The organism is Variovorax sp. GrIS 2.14 (assembly GCF_046115955.1).
Lineage (GTDB): Bacteria > Pseudomonadota > Gammaproteobacteria > Burkholderiales > Burkholderiaceae_C > Variovorax.
This window is the reverse complement of sequence record NZ_JBJXIA010000001.1, coordinates 358051-375382: the sequence shown is the minus strand read 5'-3', so window position 1 is coordinate 375382 and position 17332 is coordinate 358051. Positions and strand designations below refer to the sequence as shown.

Annotated in this window: 12 protein-coding genes; 5 read left to right on the top strand and 7 right to left on the bottom strand. The window is 64.0% G+C overall.

Annotated elements, in window-relative coordinates; translation table 11 throughout:
• Positions 1-15 precede the first annotated feature (15 nt).
• A complete protein-coding gene (locus tag RCH10_RS01745; RefSeq protein WP_409051010.1) occupies positions 16-531 on the top strand; it encodes a DUF494 family protein in 516 nt (171 codons plus the stop codon).
• Positions 532-553: 22 nt separating this feature from the next.
• Here RCH10_RS01745 and RCH10_RS01740 read toward each other — a convergent pair whose 3' ends face one another.
• The 5 genes from RCH10_RS01740 to RCH10_RS01720 form a co-directional block, all read right to left on the bottom strand.
• A complete protein-coding gene (locus RCH10_RS01740) occupies positions 554-2986 on the bottom strand; it encodes a DUF1631 family protein (protein WP_409051009.1) in 2433 nt (810 codons plus the stop codon).
• A 95-nt stretch (positions 2987-3081) separates the two neighbouring features.
• The gene (gene secF, locus RCH10_RS01735) at positions 3082-4035 is read right to left on the bottom strand and encodes a protein translocase subunit SecF (RefSeq protein WP_187053580.1); all 954 of its coding nucleotides are present in this window, start codon (positions 4033-4035) and stop codon (positions 3082-3084) included.
• Positions 4036-4050: 15 nt separating this feature from the next.
• Positions 4051-5943, bottom strand: a complete 1893-nt coding sequence (secD, locus tag RCH10_RS01730) for a protein translocase subunit SecD (RefSeq protein WP_409051008.1) — start codon at positions 5941-5943, stop codon at positions 4051-4053.
• A gap of 53 nt (positions 5944-5996) precedes the next feature.
• Positions 5997-6329, bottom strand: coding sequence for a preprotein translocase subunit YajC (yajC, locus tag RCH10_RS01725; protein ID WP_409051007.1), 333 nt, complete (start codon positions 6327-6329; stop codon positions 5997-5999).
• 233 nt (positions 6330-6562) lie between these two features.
• A complete protein-coding gene (locus tag RCH10_RS01720) occupies positions 6563-10171 on the bottom strand; it encodes an indolepyruvate ferredoxin oxidoreductase family protein (protein WP_409051006.1) in 3609 nt (1202 codons plus the stop codon).
• A 174-nt stretch (positions 10172-10345) separates the two neighbouring features.
• Here RCH10_RS01720 and RCH10_RS01715 point away from each other — a divergent pair, with 174 nt between their 5' ends.
• Complete coding sequence (locus RCH10_RS01715; RefSeq protein ID WP_323500503.1) at positions 10346-10849, top strand: Lrp/AsnC family transcriptional regulator; 504 nt, start codon at positions 10346-10348, stop codon at positions 10847-10849.
• 6 nt (positions 10850-10855) lie between these two features.
• Positions 10856-12505 (top strand): MFS transporter, encoded by a 1650-nt coding sequence (locus RCH10_RS01710; protein WP_409051005.1) that lies wholly within the window; start codon positions 10856-10858, stop codon positions 12503-12505.
• Positions 12506-12516: 11 nt separating this feature from the next.
• Here RCH10_RS01710 and ltnD read toward each other — a convergent pair whose 3' ends face one another.
• Positions 12517-13428: an L-threonate dehydrogenase gene (gene ltnD / locus RCH10_RS01705; protein WP_323498188.1), complete on the bottom strand. Its 912-nt coding sequence runs from the start codon at positions 13426-13428 to the stop codon at positions 12517-12519.
• A gap of 25 nt (positions 13429-13453) precedes the next feature.
• Entirely contained in the window at positions 13454-15658 is a 2205-nt protein-coding gene (locus RCH10_RS01700; protein WP_409051004.1) for an ATP-binding protein, read from the bottom strand.
• A gap of 115 nt (positions 15659-15773) precedes the next feature.
• Between RCH10_RS01700 and RCH10_RS01695 the strand changes: the two genes are divergently transcribed.
• Both RCH10_RS01695 and bcsR read left to right on the top strand, forming a co-directional pair.
• Positions 15774-16784, top strand: coding sequence for a diguanylate cyclase domain-containing protein (locus RCH10_RS01695; protein ID WP_409051003.1), 1011 nt, complete (start codon positions 15774-15776; stop codon positions 16782-16784).
• A 232-nt stretch (positions 16785-17016) separates the two neighbouring features.
• Positions 17017-17271: a BcsR/BcsP family cellulose biosynthesis protein gene (gene bcsR, locus RCH10_RS01690; RefSeq protein ID WP_409051002.1), complete on the top strand. Its 255-nt coding sequence runs from the start codon at positions 17017-17019 to the stop codon at positions 17269-17271.
• Positions 17272-17332: the final 61 nt, after the last annotated feature.

The window sequence follows — 17332 nt, the reverse complement described above, 5'->3', positions numbered from 1 at the left end:
GCTATATTGAGTGCCATGTTCGAAGTGCTTGTATTCGTCTACGAAAACTACTGGCGCGGCGACGCGTGCCCCGAGCCGGAGCAACTGGGCCGCAAGCTCACTGCGCACGGCTTCGAGCCCGACGAAATCCGCGACGCGTTGCAATGGCTCGATGGCCTCACCGTTGCCACGCAGGGCATCCAGCTCACCAGGCATGTCGACGAGACGACCGCCACCGTTGGGTTGCGCGGCACCGGCGAAGCGGCACTGCCGCAGGCGGCCGACTCCATGCGTGTCTATTCGGCGACCGAGCAAGACCACCTCGGTGCCGATTGTCTGGGCTTCATCAGCTTCCTTGAAACAGCCAACGTGCTGTCACCCGGCTTGCGCGAGATCGTCGTCGAGCGCGCCATGGCAGCACCGGGCGATCCGGTGGCGCTCGACGAGCTGAAAATCATCGTGTTGATGGTGCACTGGAGCACCGGCATCGAGCCTGATGCGCTGGTGCTCGACGAGCTTTGCGACGGCCGCGAAGGCAGGGTCGCGCACTAGCGACGGCGGTTGCCCCCACGCGCTAGTTAAGCAGGCGTTCGGGGTTGGCGTCCAGCTTGGCCAGCGCTTCACGCGTGGCACGGACGGTCAGGGTTTCTTCTTCTGCCGGCACCAGCAAACCCGCCTGCAAATAAGACGCCAGGCGCCCGGCCTGAATCAGGAAGCTGCGGCCATCGCTCGACGCGAACAGGTGCAGTTGCTTCCGGTCGCTGCGCCAGACGAACTGGACCTGGCTCGGACGGCTGTTGTGGTCCAGCATGAACCAGTTGCCAACCTGCAGTTCGTGCGCCCAGGCCAGCATCTCTTCGCCGACCTTCTGGCCGGTATCGGGCACCACTTCGATCGAAGCGGCGTCGACGCCCAACAGCAGTTCGATGCTGGCAGCGTCGATTGGAAACTCGGCGGTGCCTTCGTCGCTGACGAAATCCTCGATGTTGGCCAGCCGCTGTGCCATCGCCTCGATCTTGGCCGGCGCAATGGCCTCGGTCTTGGACATGAAGGCGTCTGACAAGGTCGCACCGATGATCTTGATCTGCGCTTCCTGGGGGTCGCCGATGATGCCGAGCAAGGTCATGCCTTGCCGCAGGCGCTGCAGCAGCTTGGGCAGGTCTTGAATGACGCGGGTGCGGTCGTTGCGGTTGGGCTTGGCGCTGGCCGCCCACACGAGGTCGGATGCCGCGCGCTTCAGCGTCACGGTTTGCTCGTCTTGCGCACCGTATCGCAGCGCAGCGATGGCCAGAACCTCGGCCCAGACCTTGAACAAAAACTCGCGGATCTCGTCGCGCACCGGCATATCGTTGAGCATCTTCCGGAGCTCGATGGTGTACTGGATCGCCATCGTCTCCTTCTGCTCGACCTGCTGCGCCACGCTCATCACGCGCTGCGTCGCATCGCTCTGCGTCAGGTATTTGCCCAGGAAAGCGACAAACTCGTCGAACACCAGCTTGAAGACGCGTTGGCCGGTTTCCGGATACTGCTCGATGACCTGCACCACGCGGCGGATTTCGCCCTCCAGCGCGCTGCCCGAAATGGCGGCGGCATCGAAACCCATCACACACGAACCCATACGGTCGATAAGCATCCGCGCAGGATGCTGCAGGGTGCCGAAGAACTCCGGCTCGGCGATGGCAACGCGCAGCACCGGCATCTGCAGGCGCGCGAACCATACCCGCGCCGAGAACGGGATGCGCTCTTCGGCCAGGATGGCCTGGAACATGAGCGCGACGATTTCCACTGTCGCCTTGTCGGCGGTGGTGGGCGCTTTCTTCTTGAGTTCTGTCGTGCGTCGGCGCAGATCGGCGGCCGTCTGCTGCAGTGCGGTTGCCTCTTCGCCCACCACGTACTGCGACGAGGCCAGTTGGTAGGCGGCCTCGGCATCGGCGATGGCCGCGACGAAGGCCGGCGAAGCCCCGCCCGCGCCACGCGCCATGACGCCGTTCGCGTAGCCACCGCCGGGCGCCCCCGATCCGGCGACATGCTGGATTCCGCTGCTGCTTTCAGGCCCGAGCCGTGCCGAGACGAATCGCTTCAGGTTAAGCAACACGCCCTGGGCGCGCTGACGCGCCATCAACAGCGGCGAGCCGCCCGTTGCAACAACACCTTCCTGGCCGCCGCCTTGCGAATTTCCGGCACCGCCGCCCCAGCCCATGCCGACCCCGATGGCGGCGGGCGCAAAGCTGCCGGGCGGGGCGATGCCCTGCATTCCCCTCGACGCGCCGCCACCGCCGTACTGCCCGGCAGGCCCGGGGCCGGACGACTGCGCGCCGCCGTAGCCGTTCCCCAGCGGCATCGTCCCCGAAGCGGCGTTGCCAGTGCGCTTGACGAAGCTCTTGAGATCGATCTCGGGCATCACGCCCTTGCCGATCAGGAAAGCGTTGGCGTCCTTGTACGCTTTCACCACCGCCTCAACCAGCTTCACCTGGATCGAATCCTGGACCTTGGTCCACATCGCCCGGGTCAGCCCGGCCGCCAGCCACTGCTCGACCAGCAGCTTGGCGAGCGTTTCAGGTTTGAAAACGTCCTTGGCATCGAGTTCGCTGGTGCCCTCGAGATGCTGGATGCGCAGCCGCAGGTCGTTCAGTTCGAAGCTGGCCTTGTCGGCGATGAGTTGGGCGAGTCGCGACGAGAGGATGTTGTTTTCCACCACCTCGTCGCCGATCAGTTCGAGGCGGGAAAGCGAATTTTGCGTATTGCCGCCCGTGCTGGTCGCAAGAATCTTGCGCCAGCTGGCTTGCGACAGCGCAACCCAGTTCGACGCCTGACCCTGAAACGACAAAAAGTCGTCGCGGTTTTCCTGCATCGCACGCGCGTTGCCGGTTTGCGCAGCCAGTGACGAAAGGCGTTCACGTATCGCGAGCGCCGCGGGGGCAATCACCGTTTCGGTTGCGGCGACGAAACGCTCACGCGTCTCGCGGGCGAGCTGCAGGGAGATAGCGGGAGGTCGCGACGTACTCATGAAAGGTCAGGGCGGCAAAAAAGCAGTTCCACGACAGCGAGCTTGCATCGAGAAACAATTGCGCACAAGAGTATCCGTTACTCCAATCACTTGCATTACACCGCCGCGCCGGCGTTCGGGTCGTCCGGATCGCCTTCCCGCTTGGTCGGGCCCTTGATCAAGTCCTCGCGCTTTACGCCAAGCCACATTGCGATGGCCGCCGCCACGAAGGCCGATGAGTAGATGCCGAACAGGATGCCGATGGTCAGCGCCAGCGCAAAGTAGTGCAGCGTCGGGCCGCCGAAGAAGAACATCGACAGCACCACGAGCTGCGTCGAACCGTGAGTAATGATGGTTCGGCTGATGGTCGAGGTGATCGCGTTGTCGATGATCTCGACCGTCGACAGCTTGCGGTAGCGCCGAAAGTTCTCGCGAATCCGGTCGAAGATCACCACCGACTCGTTCACTGAATAGCCCAGCACCGCAAGCACTGCCGCCAGCACCGCCAGCGAAAACTCCCACTGGAAGAACGCGAAGAAGCCCAGGATGATGACGACGTCGTGCAGATTGGCCAGCACCGTGGCCAGCGCGAACTTCCACTCGAAGCGAAACGCCAGGTAAATCATGATGCCGACCACCACCATGCCGAGCGCTTTCAGCCCATTGGTGGTGAGTTCTTCGCCGACCTGCGGGCCGACGAACTCGGTGCCGCGCAGCGTGGCGGTTGCATCGCCCGCCTTCAGCGCGTCGATGACCAAGGCGCTTTGCTGGGTCGCGTTCATGCCCTTTTGTGCCGGCAGCCGGATTTGCACGTCGCGCGACGAGCCGAAAGCCTGAACCTGCACGTCGGGGTAACCGAGCTTGGCGACGGTTTCGCGAACCTTGCCAATGTCCGCCGACTGTTGGTACGCCACCTCCATCACTGTGCCGCCAGTGAACTCGACGGACAAATGCAGCCCGCGATGGAGGAGGAAAAATACCGCCAGCGCGAAGGTGACGAAAGAAATGATGTTCAGCACCAGCGCGTGGCGCATGAACGGGATGGTCTTGTGGATGCGGAAGAATTCCATGGCCTGTTCTTCCTTTTATTTGCCCGGGGCCACGGCGGCACCGACATCGGCGTCGGTCTTGGGTCGCCACACGGTGCCGATCGACACCGTCTTGAGCTTCTTCTTGCCGCCGTACCAGAAGTTGACCAGCCCGCGCGAGAAGAACACAGCAGAGAACATCGAGGTGACGATGCCGATGCAGTGCACTACTGCGAAGCCGCGAATCGGCCCCGAGCCGAAGGCCAGCAACGCGATGCCTGCTATCAGGGTGGTGACGTTCGAATCGAGGATGGTGCCCCAGGCGCGGTCGTAGCCTGCGTGGATGGCGGCTTGCGGCGAGGCGCCGTTTCGCAGTTCTTCGCGCACCCGCTCGTTGATGAGCACGTTGGAGTCGATGGCGACGCCGATGGCCAGCGCCATAGCCGCGATGCCAGGCAATGTCAGCGTGGCCTGCAGCATCGACAAAATCGCCACCAGCAGCAGCAGATTGACCGCCAGCGCGATCGACGAAAACGCGCCGAACAACGCGTAGTAGATGCACATGAACACCATGATGGCGATGAAGCCATACATCACGCTGTCGAAACCCTTCTTGATGTTGTCGGCGCCCAGGCTCGGGCCGATGGTCCGCTCCTGAATGATTTCCATCGGCGCAGCGAGCGAGCCGGCGCGCAGCAACAGCGCCAGATCGTTGGCTTCGACCACGTTCATCGAGCCCGAAATCTGGAATCGGTTGCCGAGTTCGCCGTTGATCGACGGTGCGGTCAGCACTTCGCCCTTGCCCTTTTCGAAGATCAGCATCGCCATGCGCTTCTTGAAATTTTCACGGCTGACGTCGCGCATGATCCGACCGCCCTTGGCGTCCATGGTCAGGTCAACCTTCGGCTGGTTGCTCTGCTGGTCAAAGCCCGGTTGCGCGTCGGTCAGGTTCTCGCCGGTGACGAGCACCTGCTTTTTGACGATGACCGCCCGACCGGTGCGGTCCAGAAATTTCTCGGAACCGAACGGCACCGGGCCGCTGCCGGTTTCGGCAGCACGCCCTTCGGCGCTCTCGTCGACCAGGCGCATTTCGAGCGTGGCGGTGCGACCGAGAATGTCCTTGGCCTTGGCCGTGTCCTGCACGCCGGGCAACTGGACCACGATGCGGTCGATGCCCTGTTGCTGGATCACCGGTTCGGCCACGCCGAGTTCGTTGATCCGGTTGTGCAGCGTGGTGATGTTCTGCTTGAGCGCGGCGTCCTGCAGCCGGCGCGCGGCCTCGGGCTTGATGACGGCGGTCAGCTTGAAGTTGTCGCCGTCTTGCGTCGCGGTGCCGGTGAGATCGGGGAACTGGTCCTGCACCAGGCCGCGCGCGGCTTCGAGGCTCGCTGCATCGCGGAAAGTGACTTCGATGGCCTGGCCGTTGCGCGTGACTGCGCTGCCGCGGATGTTCTTGTCGCGCAACGCGCTTCGAACGTCACTGGCAAAAGTTTCAGCGCGCTTGTCGAGGGCGCCCTTCAGGTCGACCTGCAGCATGAAGTCGACGCCGCCACGCAGGTCGAGGCCGAGGTACATCGGATAGGCATGCAGCGCGGCAAGCCACGCCGGCGAACGCGGCACGAGATTGAGCGCCACCGTGTAAGACGGGTCGTTCGCGTCGGGCACCAGCGCGTGCTGAATGACGTCGCGCGCCTTCAACTGGTCGTCCGGCGTCAGGAAACGCACGCGCAACGACGTCGCGTCGAGCGTTTGCATGTCCGGCACGAGATTAGCCGCCTTCAGCGCCTCGTCGATGCGCGCCTGCGTGGCGCCGTCGACCTTGGCGGTCGACTTGGCAGCCGACACCTGCACCGCGGGCGCTTCGCCGAAGAAATTGGGCAGGGCGTAAATCAGCCCCACGAGCAGCACGATCACGATGATCGCGTACTTCCAGACCGGATAACGGTTCATCGATTCAACCTTCAAGACGCGTAGCGCGAAGCACCCGCGTTATCACCGACTTATTACTTGATTGCGCCCTTGGGCAGAACCAGGACGACGGCGCTGCGCTGCACCTGAACTTCGACGCCGGAGGCAATCTCGACGCTCAGGTACGTGTCGCCGATCTTGGTGATCTTGCCGAGCAAGCCACCCGTGGTAGCGACTTCATCGCCCTTGGCAAGCGCTTCGATCATGGCGCGAGCTTCTTTCTGGCGCTTCATTTGCGGGCGGATCATGACGAAATACAGCACCACGAACATGAGCACCAGCGGCAGCATGCTGCCCAGCGACGAAAACATGTCGCCGACCCCTGCAGCAGCGGGCGCGGTCTGGGCGAAAGCAGAAGAAATGAACAAGGGGAAGTCTCCAACTGATTAGAACAAGACGGACAAGACAGACAAAACGGGAATGCGAGCCGGAATGAAGCTACCGGTCGCTGGCAGGCGGCCAACAGGACCGCATGACACAGCCCTGGGCTGCGAACAGCACCGAGCATTGTATTCGGCGGGGCCGGCCTCACCCGAAGGCTTACCCGGCGCGCCGAACGGGGCTTTCGACGCCGCGGATCAGGCGGCGATCTCGTTGCAGATCAGGCCGTTGCGCGCGCCTTTTGCGGGTTGCGCCACTGGTCGAGCAGCGCCGCCCATCGGGTGCGCGCCGCCGCCAGGTTGCGATCCTTCACATGGCCGTAGCCGCGAATCTGCTCCGGCAGCGCCGCGATTTCCAGCGCGGTCGCGTGGTTGCCCGCATTCAGCCCGGTCAGCACTTCATCGATGGCGGCGCGGTACTCGCCAATCAGCGCGCGCTCGGTTTTGCGTTCTTCGGTACGGCCGAAGATGTCGAGCGCCGTACCGCGCAGGCCCTTCAGCTTCGCGAGGAAGCGGAAGCCGGTCAACATCGCCGGGCCGAACTTCTGCTTTTGCAGTTCGCCCTTGGCGTTCTTCTTCCCGATGATCGGGGGCGCCAGGTGGTAGTTGAGCTTGAAGTCGCCTTCGAACATGCCGTTGACGCGATCCAGGAACGAGCGGTCGGTGTGCAGCCGAGCGACTTCGTACTCGTCCTTGTATGCCATCAGCTTGAACAGGTAGCGCGCCACGGCCTCGGTCAGACTGGTCTTGCCGACCAGCGACGACTCCGACTGCTGCACCTTGGCGACGAAACCTTTGTACTGCTCCGCATACGCCGCGTTTTGATAAGCCGTCAAAAACTCGACGCGGCGCTTCACCAGGCTTTCGACCGTCTCGCGCTTCTTGAACTCGATGACGTGCCCCGGCGCCACCAACTTCTGCACGGCCGCCAGGTCGTGCGCCGCGCGACGGCCCCATTCGAACGCTGTCTTGTTGTTCTCGATCGCAACGTTGTTGAGGTCGATCGCGCGCATCAGCGATTCGTATTCGAGCGGCAGCCAGCCGCGCTGCCACGCAAAACCCAACAGCATCGGGTTGGCATACAGGCTGTCGCCCATCAAGGCGACCGCGAAGGCATCGGCGTCGAAAGTGCCGAGGTTGTCGACACCGACGGCGCGTGCAATTTCATTGGCGCAGTCATCTTGCGGATTCACCCAGTTGGCGTTTCGTACGAAGGCCGCCGTCGGCGTGCTGTGCGTGTTGAGCGCAACGTGCGTACGCCCTTCACGCATGCGCGCCAGCGTCTCGGCATTGACCGCCACCAGCGGATCGGCCGCCAGGATCAAATCGGCCGCCGCAGTACCGACGCGCGTGGTGCGAATCGCGTCTTGCGACTCGCCGATGAGCGCATGGCTCCAGGTCGCACCACCCTTTTGCGCCAGGCCCGCCGCGTCCTGCGTGACGATGCCCTTGCCTTCGATGTGCGCGGCCATGCCGAGCAACTGGCCGATGGTGATAACCCCGGTGCCGCCGACACCCGCGACGACGACGCCCCAGACCTGGTCGCGCGCCAGTTGCGGCACGCGCGGCTCAGGCATCGCGCCCATCTCGAAAGGCGAACTGGCTTTGCTCTTCGACTTCTTCTTGAGTGCGCCGCCTTCGACGGTCACGAAGCTCGGGCAGAAGCCCTTGAGGCAGCTCATGTCCTTGTTGCAGGTGCTCTGGTTGATGGCGCGCTTGCGACCGAACTCGGTTTCAAGCGGCTCGACCGACAGGCAATTGCTCTGCACGCTGCAGTCGCCGCAGCCCTCGCACACCAGCTCGTTGATGACCACGCGCTTGGCCGGATCGACTGCCGTGCCGCGCTTGCGGCGGCGCCGCTTTTCGGTCGCGCAGGTCTGGTCGTAAATGATCGTGGTCGTGCCCTTGATCTCGCGAAACTCGCGCTGGATTTCGTCGAGATCGTCGCGATGGCGAATGGCGACGCCCTTGCCGGCGTAGCTGCCCGGCACCGTGACGCCTTCGTACTTCTCGGGTTCGTCGGTGACGATGACGACCTTCATGGCGCCTTCCGCATGCAGGCTTTCTGCGATCTGAAGCACCGAATGGCCTTCGGGCCGCTCGCCGATCGCCTGACCGCCGGTCATGGCGACCGCGTCGTTGTAGAGGATCTTGTAGGTGATGTTCACGCCCGCCGCGATCGACTGGCGAATGGCGAGCAGGCCGCTGTGAAAGTACGTCCCGTCGCCCAGGTTCGCGAAGATGTGCTGGTCGGTGGTGAAAGGCTGCTGGCCGACCCACGGCACGCCCTCGCCGCCCATCTGCGTGAAGCCGATGGTGCTGCGGTCCATCCAGGTTGCCATGAAGTGGCAGCCGATGCCGGCCATGGCGCGTGAACCTTCAGGCACCACGGTGCTGGTGTTGTGCGGACAGCCCGAGCAGAACCAGGGCTGGCGCCCCTCGGTCACGCCGCCGGCCTGCATGATTTCCATCGAGCGCTCCTTGGCGTCGAGGATGGCGATCTGCGCCTGCACGCGCGCTCGCATGTCGGCGCCGGCATGGTCGAGGATGCCGAGCTTCTTCAGGCGCTGCGCGATGGCCTTGGCGATCAGCGCCGGATTCAGGTCGGCGTTGGCGCGCAGCAGCGTGTTTGCGGTCGGGTTCGACATCGACCATTCGCCGCCCGAAAAATCACCATCGTCGAGTTCGTTGAACTTGCCCACGACATGGGGCCGGACGTCGGAGCGCCAGTTGTAGAGCTCTTCCTTGAGCTGGTATTCGATGACCTGGCGCTTCTCTTCGACCACCAGGATCTCTTGCAAGCCGGTTGCGAACTCGCGCGTGAGTTGCGCCTCGAGCGGCCACACCACGCCGACCTTGTGCAGACGAATGCCGAGCTGTCGACAAGTCGCGTCGTCGAGGCCAAGGTCCAGCAACGCCTGGCGCGTGTCGTTGTAAGCCTTGCCGCTGGCCATGATGCCGAAGCGATCATGGTCACCTTCGATCACGTTGTAGTTGAGGCGGTTGGCACGGATGTACGCCAGCGCGGCGTACCACTTGTAGTGCATCAAGCGTGCCTCCTGCTCCAGCGCGTGGTCGGGCCAACGAATGTGCAGGCCGCCCGGCGGCATTTCGAAGTCGGTCGGGATCACGATGTCGACACGCTCCGGGTCGATCATGGCCGTCGCGCTCGACTCGACGATTTCCTGGATCGTCTTCATGCCTGACCAGATGCCCGAGAACCGGCTCATCGCGAAGGCGTGAATGCCGAGGTCGAGAATTTCCTGCACGTTGGCCGGAAAGAACACCGGCGTGCCGCAGGCCTTGAAGATGTGGTCGCTCTGGTGCGCCGCAGTGCTGCTCTTGCTGATGTGGTCATCGCCTGCCACCGCGATCACGCCGCCGAACTCGGTGGTGCCAGCCATATTGGCGTGCTTGAAGACGTCGGAGCAACGGTCCACGCCCGGCCCCTTGCCGTACCAGATGCCGAAAACGCCGTCGAACTTGTTGGTACCCGGCGGCGAGAAGCCCAGTTGCTGCGTGCCCCACAGCGCGGTGGCCGCCAGCTCTTCGTTGACGCCCGGCTGGAACACGATGTTCTGCGCCTTCAGGTACTTGCTGGCCTTCCACAGCGCCTGGTCGTAGCCGCCGAGTGGCGAGCCGCGGTAGCCGCTGATGAAGCCCGCCGTGTTCTTGCCGTTTTGCTGGTCGCGCAGGCGCTGCAGCATCGGCAGCTTGACCAGCGCCTGCACCCCGCTCATGAAGGCGCGACCGTAGTCGAGCGAATATTTGTCGTCGAGGGTGACGGTCTCTAGCGCCTTGCGAATGTGCTCGGGCAGGGGTGCATTCATCGTCTCTGTCTCCTGATTTGGCGTGGCCTTGTGGGCGTGGCTGAAGGGTCTGTGCCCGGTAGGGCGCGTGCCCACGTTGTACGCAAAGTGTATGCCTGGGTCACGGACAGGTGTTTGCGTTCTTTGCCTTCAAAACGCCGCTTCCAGAATGGATCTTTCTTAAAATAGCGTCTTATGGAAAGCATCGACAAGTTCGATCTGGCAATCCTGCAAGAACTGCAGACCGACGGCCGCCTCACCAATGCCGAACTTGCGCAACGCGTCGGTCTCTCCGCCGCGCCCTGCTGGCGCCGCGTGCGTGCGCTCGAAGAGGCCGGCTTCATCAAGGGCTATCACGCAGAAATCGACCGCCACAAGATCGGACTCGGCGTGCTAGCTTTCGTGCGGGTCGACACCGAGCGCGTGCAGGGCGACGCCACCCGCAAGCTCGAGGACGCGATCCGCAAGCTGCCCGAGGTGGTGGCCTGCCACTACATCAGCGGCACCGGCACCTTCGAGCTGCAGGTGGTGGCGCAAGACCTCGACAGCTTTTCGAGCTTCGCTCGCCAGCACCTGATGAACCTGCCCAATGTGAAAGACCTGCACACCAGTTTTTCGCTGGGCGAAGTCAAAGCGAACAGTGCGTTGCCGCTGGGGCATTTGGCCGGCAAGCCTTCGCGTACGCGAGCGGGACGATAGCCGGCGATGCCACCGATTTCCCCCGACCAGAACGCCGAGCCAGAGACTTATGCCGAGCCGGCCACCGACCCGCGCCCACCTCGCGTCGGCGCGTTCGACCCGCTGAGCCTGCCGGTGTTCCGCATGCTGTGGAGCACCTGGCTCATCGCCAACGTCTGCATGTGGATGAACGACGTGGCGGCGGCGTGGATGATGACCACGCTCACCACGACGCCGATCTGGGTCGCGCTGGTTCAGTCGGCCTCGACCTTGCCGGTGTTCCTGCTCGGACTGCCGAGCGGCGCATTGGCGGACATCCTGGATCGGCGGCGCTGGCTGATCGCCACGCAGTTCTGGCTGGCCGGCGCCGCCGTCGTGCTGTGCGCAGCGAGCGTGCTCGACCTCATCAACGCGCCGCTGCTGCTGGCACTCACCTTCGCCAACGGCATCGGGCTGGCGATGCGTTGGCCGGTGTTCGCGGCCATCGTGCCGGAGCTGGTGCCGCGCACCCAATTGCCGGCAGCGCTCGGCCTCAACGGCATCGCGATGAACGCATCGCGCATCATCGGCCCGCTGCTGGCCGGCGCGATCATCGCCAGTGCGGGCAGCGTATGGGTGTTCGGACTCAACGCGGTGCTGTCGGTGGCCTCCGGCTTTGTGGTGATGCGCTGGCGGCGCGAGCACATACCCAATCCGCTCGGCCGTGAAAAGCTCATCGGCGCGATGCGCGTCGGCGTGCAGTTCGTGCGGCAATCGCAGCGCATGCGCGCGGTGCTCGTGCGCATCTCGATCTTCTTCCTGCATTCCACCGCGCTGCTCGCCCTGCTGCCTTTGCTGGCGCGCGGCCTGCACGGCGGCGATGCCGGCACCTTCACGCTGTTGCTCGCTTCGATGGGTGCGGGTGCGATCGTCGTGGTGCTGTTCCTGCCGCGGTTGCGCCAGGCTTTCGACCGCGATCAACTCGTGCTGCGCGGCACGCTCATCCAGTCGGCCGCCACGGCTGTGATGGCCTACGCGCCCAACACCTGGGTCGCGGTGCCCGCCATGTTCTTCGCCGGTGCCGCCTGGATCACTGTGGCCAATTCACTGTCGGTGTCGGCTCAGCTCGCATTGCCGGACTGGGTGCGAGCCCGCGGCATGTCGATGTACCAGATGGCCATCATGGGTGCGACCGCTTTCGGTGCTGCCGTGTGGGGCCAGATCGCCACTGTCGGCACGCTGCAGACCGCCTTGTTGATCGGTGCCGTGAGCGGCGTTCTGATGATGGGCCTGGCGTTGCGCTATGTGGTGGATGGCGGCGGCAGCGACGAAGACAACGACCTGAGCCCCGCGCGTGAAGGCTGGGCGCAGGCGCCTGCGCATCCGGCACCGGGCGAAGGCCGCGTCGTCATCACGGTCGAGTACATCATCGATCCGGCACGGGCCGCGACCTTTCATCTGGTAATGCAGCAGACGCGCCGCACGCGCCTGGCCGAAGGCGCGATCGGCTGGGAACTGCTCAACGACATTCGCGAGCCGGAACGCTATGTCGAGCAGATCGTCGATGCGTCGTGGACCGAGCATCTGCGGCGCTTCAACCGTGCGACCGCCGCCGATCTGGCGCTGCGTGAACGCCGGCTCGCGTTTCATCTGGGCGAAGGCCCACCGGTCGTCACGCGCTACATAGTCCGGCGCTGACGCGCTCCGCGTCAGGGCTTCTTCGTGGGCAATTCGATGCCAGGGAAGATCTTGATCACCGCGCTGTCGTCTTCCTTCGCAAAGCCGGCGGTCGAGGCTTGCATGAACATCTGGTGCGCGGTGCTCGACAACGGCAACGGAAACTTAGTCGCGCGCGCCATGTCGAGCACGATGCCGAGGTCTTTCACGAAGATGTCGACGGCCGACAACGGTGTGTAGTCGGCGGCGAGCACGTGGGCCATCCGGTTTTCGAACATCCAGCTGTTGCCGGCGCTGTGCGTGATGACTTCGTACAGCGCGGCCGGGTCGACGCCTTCACGCAGGCCGAGTGCCATCGCCTCCGCCGCCGCGGCAATGTGCACGCCGGCCAGCAACTGGTTGATGACCTTGACCTTGCTGCCCGCGCCGGCCTTGTCACCCAGGCGGTAGACCTTGGCGGCCATTGCATCGAGCACTTCGCCGACCTTGGCATAAGCCTCGGGTGTCGCGGCCGTCATCATCGTCATCTCGCCGCTGGCGGCCCGCGCGGCACCACCGGAAATTGGCGCATCGATGTACAGCAGGCCCATGGCCTTCAGGCGGGACTCGAAGGCGATCGACACGGTCGGGTCGACGGTGGAACACATCACGAACACACTGCCGGGCTTCATCGTGGACGCGACGCCGTTTGCGCCTTTGTCACCAACACTGCCGAACAGCACGCTCTCGGTCTGCGCCGCGTTCACGACCACCGAGACCACCACGTCGCACTGCGCACCCAACTCGGCCAGCGACGCACAGGCGGCGCCGCCGTCTTTAGCGAACGCATCGGCAACTTCTTTGCGCACATCGAACACGCGCAGGTCGAAGCCCTTGCGGCGCAACGATTGCGCCATGCCGCTGCCCATGGCACCGAGGCCGATCAGACCAATCTTCAACGTCATCTTGTCGTCTCCTTTTGTTGTGTAGTTAAGCCAGTAGTTTTTCCAGATCGACATCGACTCGCGTCGCTTCGCGGTCGAGCACGTTCACGCAATACAGCACCTCGATCCATTGCTCTGCGCGCACCGCTGTTTCCAGCTGACGCGAAGCCTGTGCCGCGCCAAGCGCGAAGATGGCCGAGAAGGCGCCTTTGAGCGCGTGAACGTGCTGCAGCAGCACCGGCACGTCACGCGCGATCGAGGCCTTGCGAATGGCGCGGCGCCGCAGCGCGATGTCTTCCCGCATCACGCCGGCGAGTTCATGCACAGACGCCATGTCGTTGCCCATGGTCTCCATGAGCCGCGCAAGGTCCAGTGTCGATGCGCCCTTGCGCTCGGGAGCGGGCACAGAGGCGAGAGGCGCTGGCGCTGTCACCACGGCGGTGATCGTCTTGCGCGCCGACGGTGCCGAGAGTGAAACGGGCGCCACTGGCGCCGGCCTGCTCGGAAAGGCGCTCAGGTCGAAATCGAATTCAGGCACGAGCACTTCAGGCACCTCGCTCGACGCGCGCATCGCCGACTGCATGGCCTCGGCCAGCCGCGCGGGCGAAACCGGCTTGGAGACATAGCCGTCCATGCCCTCGGCAAGGCAACGCTCGCGATCGCCGGCCATCGCATGCGCGGTGAGCGCGACGATGGGCGTGCGCGGCCGGCCGGGCATCGCCGCTTCGCGCGCGCGAATCTGCGCGGTGGCATCGAAGCCGCTCATGACCGGCATCTGCACGTCCATCAGAACCAGATCGAAGCGCTGCCGTTGCCACGCGCTCACGGCCTCCTCGCCGTTGCGCACGACCGTGAAGGTGCACCCCATGTCGCCCAGCAGCCGGCGCATCAACAACTCGTTGACGGCATGGTCTTCCGCCAGCAGCACGTTCAGGCCGTGCACCGTGGGCATGTCGAGCGGAGCCGGCTCCGACAGCACGCTGAAGTCGTCGTTGGCCTCGTCGAACACGGCAGTGAAGCTGAAGGTGCTGCCCTTCTGCGGTCGACTCTCGACCCGGACCTCGCCCTCCATCATGTTCACCAGTCGCGCGCAAATCGCCAAGCCCAGGCCGGTGCCTCCGTGTCGCCGTGTGGTCGATGCATCGGCCTGCGTGAAGGCCTCGAAAATCTGCTGCTGCTTGTCCTCCGAGATCCCGATGCCTGTGTCGCGCACCGAGAACAGCAACCGCTGCCGACGCGGCGGAAGATCGCCCTGGTCGTCGTCGACAGCCAGCGTGACATGGATGCTGCCGCGTTCGGTGAACTTGATGGCGTTCGACATCAGGTTCGACATCACCTGGCGCAACCGCCCGGGGTCACCCACGACCACCGGCGGCACATCGGGCGCGATGTCGATGTCGACACTCACGCCTTTCTTCTCCGCAGCCGGGACGTGCAGCGCGACCACGTCGTTGATCCAGCGTTCGACGTCGAAGCGGATCTGCTCGAAGACCAGCTTGCCGGCTTCGATCTTGGACAGGTCGAGCACGTCGTTCAGCAAGCCCAGCAAGGCGGTGGCCGAGCTGTCGACCAGTTGCAGGTAGCGCCGCTGCTCGGCATCGAGCTTCGACTTGTGAAGGAGCCGAGTGAGTCCGAGGATCGCGTTGAGCGGCGTGCGCACTTCGTGGCTCATGTTGGCCAGGAACTCGCCCTTGGCGCGGCTGCTTTCCTCCGCCTCGGCGCGCGCCTTGTCGATCTCGGCCAGCATCTCGCGGCGCGCCGTGATGTCGCGGTTGTAGCCGGTGAGCTTCAGCGGGGCACCCGCAGCATCGCGCTCGGTGATCATGCCGATGCTCTCGATCCAGATCCACCCTGTGGCTGCCGCCACGCGGTGCTCGACCAAATAGCGAGGGTTGTTGCCACTGAGGGCAGCCTCGAACGCGGCGCGCACCGCCCGCACATCCTCGGGATGCACCCGCGACAGCAGCTCGCGTATGTCCCAGAGACTGTCGGGTGATGCATCGCCGATCATTTCGTCCCAGCGTGTACTGAGAAAAATGCGGCCGCTCGGCACATCCCACTCCCACTGCGCAACGCGCGCTGCATCGGTGACCAGCATGTGCCGCCGAGCCGACAGCAGCGTCTTGCGCGAGGCTTCGATTTCTTCGGCCTGGCGCAGCGTCAACGCCTCGAGCGCATCGCGCTCTTCGGACAGCCGCTCGATGCGGACCAGCGCATCCTGCAAGGCGTCGTCGTGCTCAGCATTCGTCATTTCAGATGCGGGTTGTAACTTCGAGGCGTAATAATGAAAACGACTTAGTGCTCGATCAAAAAATCATTTGCCGAGCAAATCCACGACGCCTTTTGACGCGTAAGCCAAAACGAGTATGCACGTGAACGTTGGACTTAAAAACGATGAGGATGATGCCGAGGCGGAGAGCGCCACGGTGCTGCTGGTCGACGACCAGCCGGTGATCGGCCTTATCGTTCGCAAGATGCTGTCGAGCGACGCGGCCATCGGATTCCACGAGTGCAACGACGCCACCGCGGCGATCGACTTGGCGCGCGCTTGCCGTCCCACCGTCATCCTGCAAGACCTCGACATGCCGGGCGCCAACGGGCTCGATCTGGTCATGGCTTACCGCTCGATCCCCGAGCTGCGGAACATTCCGATCATCGTGCTGTCTTCCAACGACGAGCCAGCGATGAAGAAGGCGGCCTTCGCCATCGGCGCCAACGACTACCTGGTCAAGCTGCCGGAGCCTATCGAGCTGACGGCACGCGTTCGCTATCACTCACGCTCTTACATGGCGCTGCTCCAGCGCGACAACGCCTACCGCGCATTGCATGAAAGCCAGACGAAGCTGCGGCAAAGCAACATGGATCTGCAGCGCCTGACCAATTCCGACGGCCTGACCGGGCTCGCAAACCGTCGCTACTTCAACACGTACATCGAGCAGGCGTGGGCCACATCCCAAAAAGACGCCTCCGTGCTGTCGCTGTTGATGATCGATGTCGACTACTTCAAGCTCTTCAACGATACGTTCGGCCACCTCGCAGGAGACGACGCGCTGCAGCGGGTCGCGCAAGCGGTGCAGGGCGCGATGGTCGAACCGATGAGTCTTGCCGCGCGCTTCGGCGGTGAAGAGTTTGCCGTGATCCTCCCCCGCGTCGGTGCCGAAGCGGCCTGTGAAATGGGCGAACGCGTGCGCCGTGTTGTCGAAGCATTGGGCATTCCCCATCCTTCGGTCGCAGGCGCCAGTGTCACCGTGAGCATCGGGGTTGCGACGATGACGGCCAGTGTCGCAACACGCTCGACCGACCTGATCGCCGCGTCCGATGCCCGGCTCTATTGCGCCAAATACGACGGGCGCAATCGGGTGGTCGGCGCGGCTTAGCGGTCACCGCGATTGCGCTTGTCCGCAATCGCACATATGCAACAGCAAGGCGCTGTGCATGCCATGTTGATTGTCAACAAGGAGACCGTCCGCGAAAATGAAATCTCTCAGATTCGCTCATGATTTCCAACGAAACCCTTTTGAAGTACCACGAACGTTCTACTTGTTCGGTTCAGTGGCCCGAATTCGACCAGGCCTTCACTGCCGACTCGAGTGACGGACCTGGACTTTCATGACGAACGAAAGCGATCAGCCCGAAGACATCGCTTGCCTGTTCCGTAAGTTCGGCGGCGATCCGACGACATACAAGGAGTTCGCGCCACGCAACGAGCCCGCCGCCGAAGCGGGCGCACGGCCACTGATTTCGCCTTTCCCCGCGACTGCACCGGCGACCGCACCTGTGACCCCACCTGTGACCGAGCCTGTGCCGCCCTCCGCAGTGCCGGCACGACGTGGCTTGCTGTCCCGATGGCGCAGACCCAGCTGACCCACGTCGTCACGCTGCCGCGCGATGCCGACTCGTTCGCAACGCTGTCGATCACGGAACG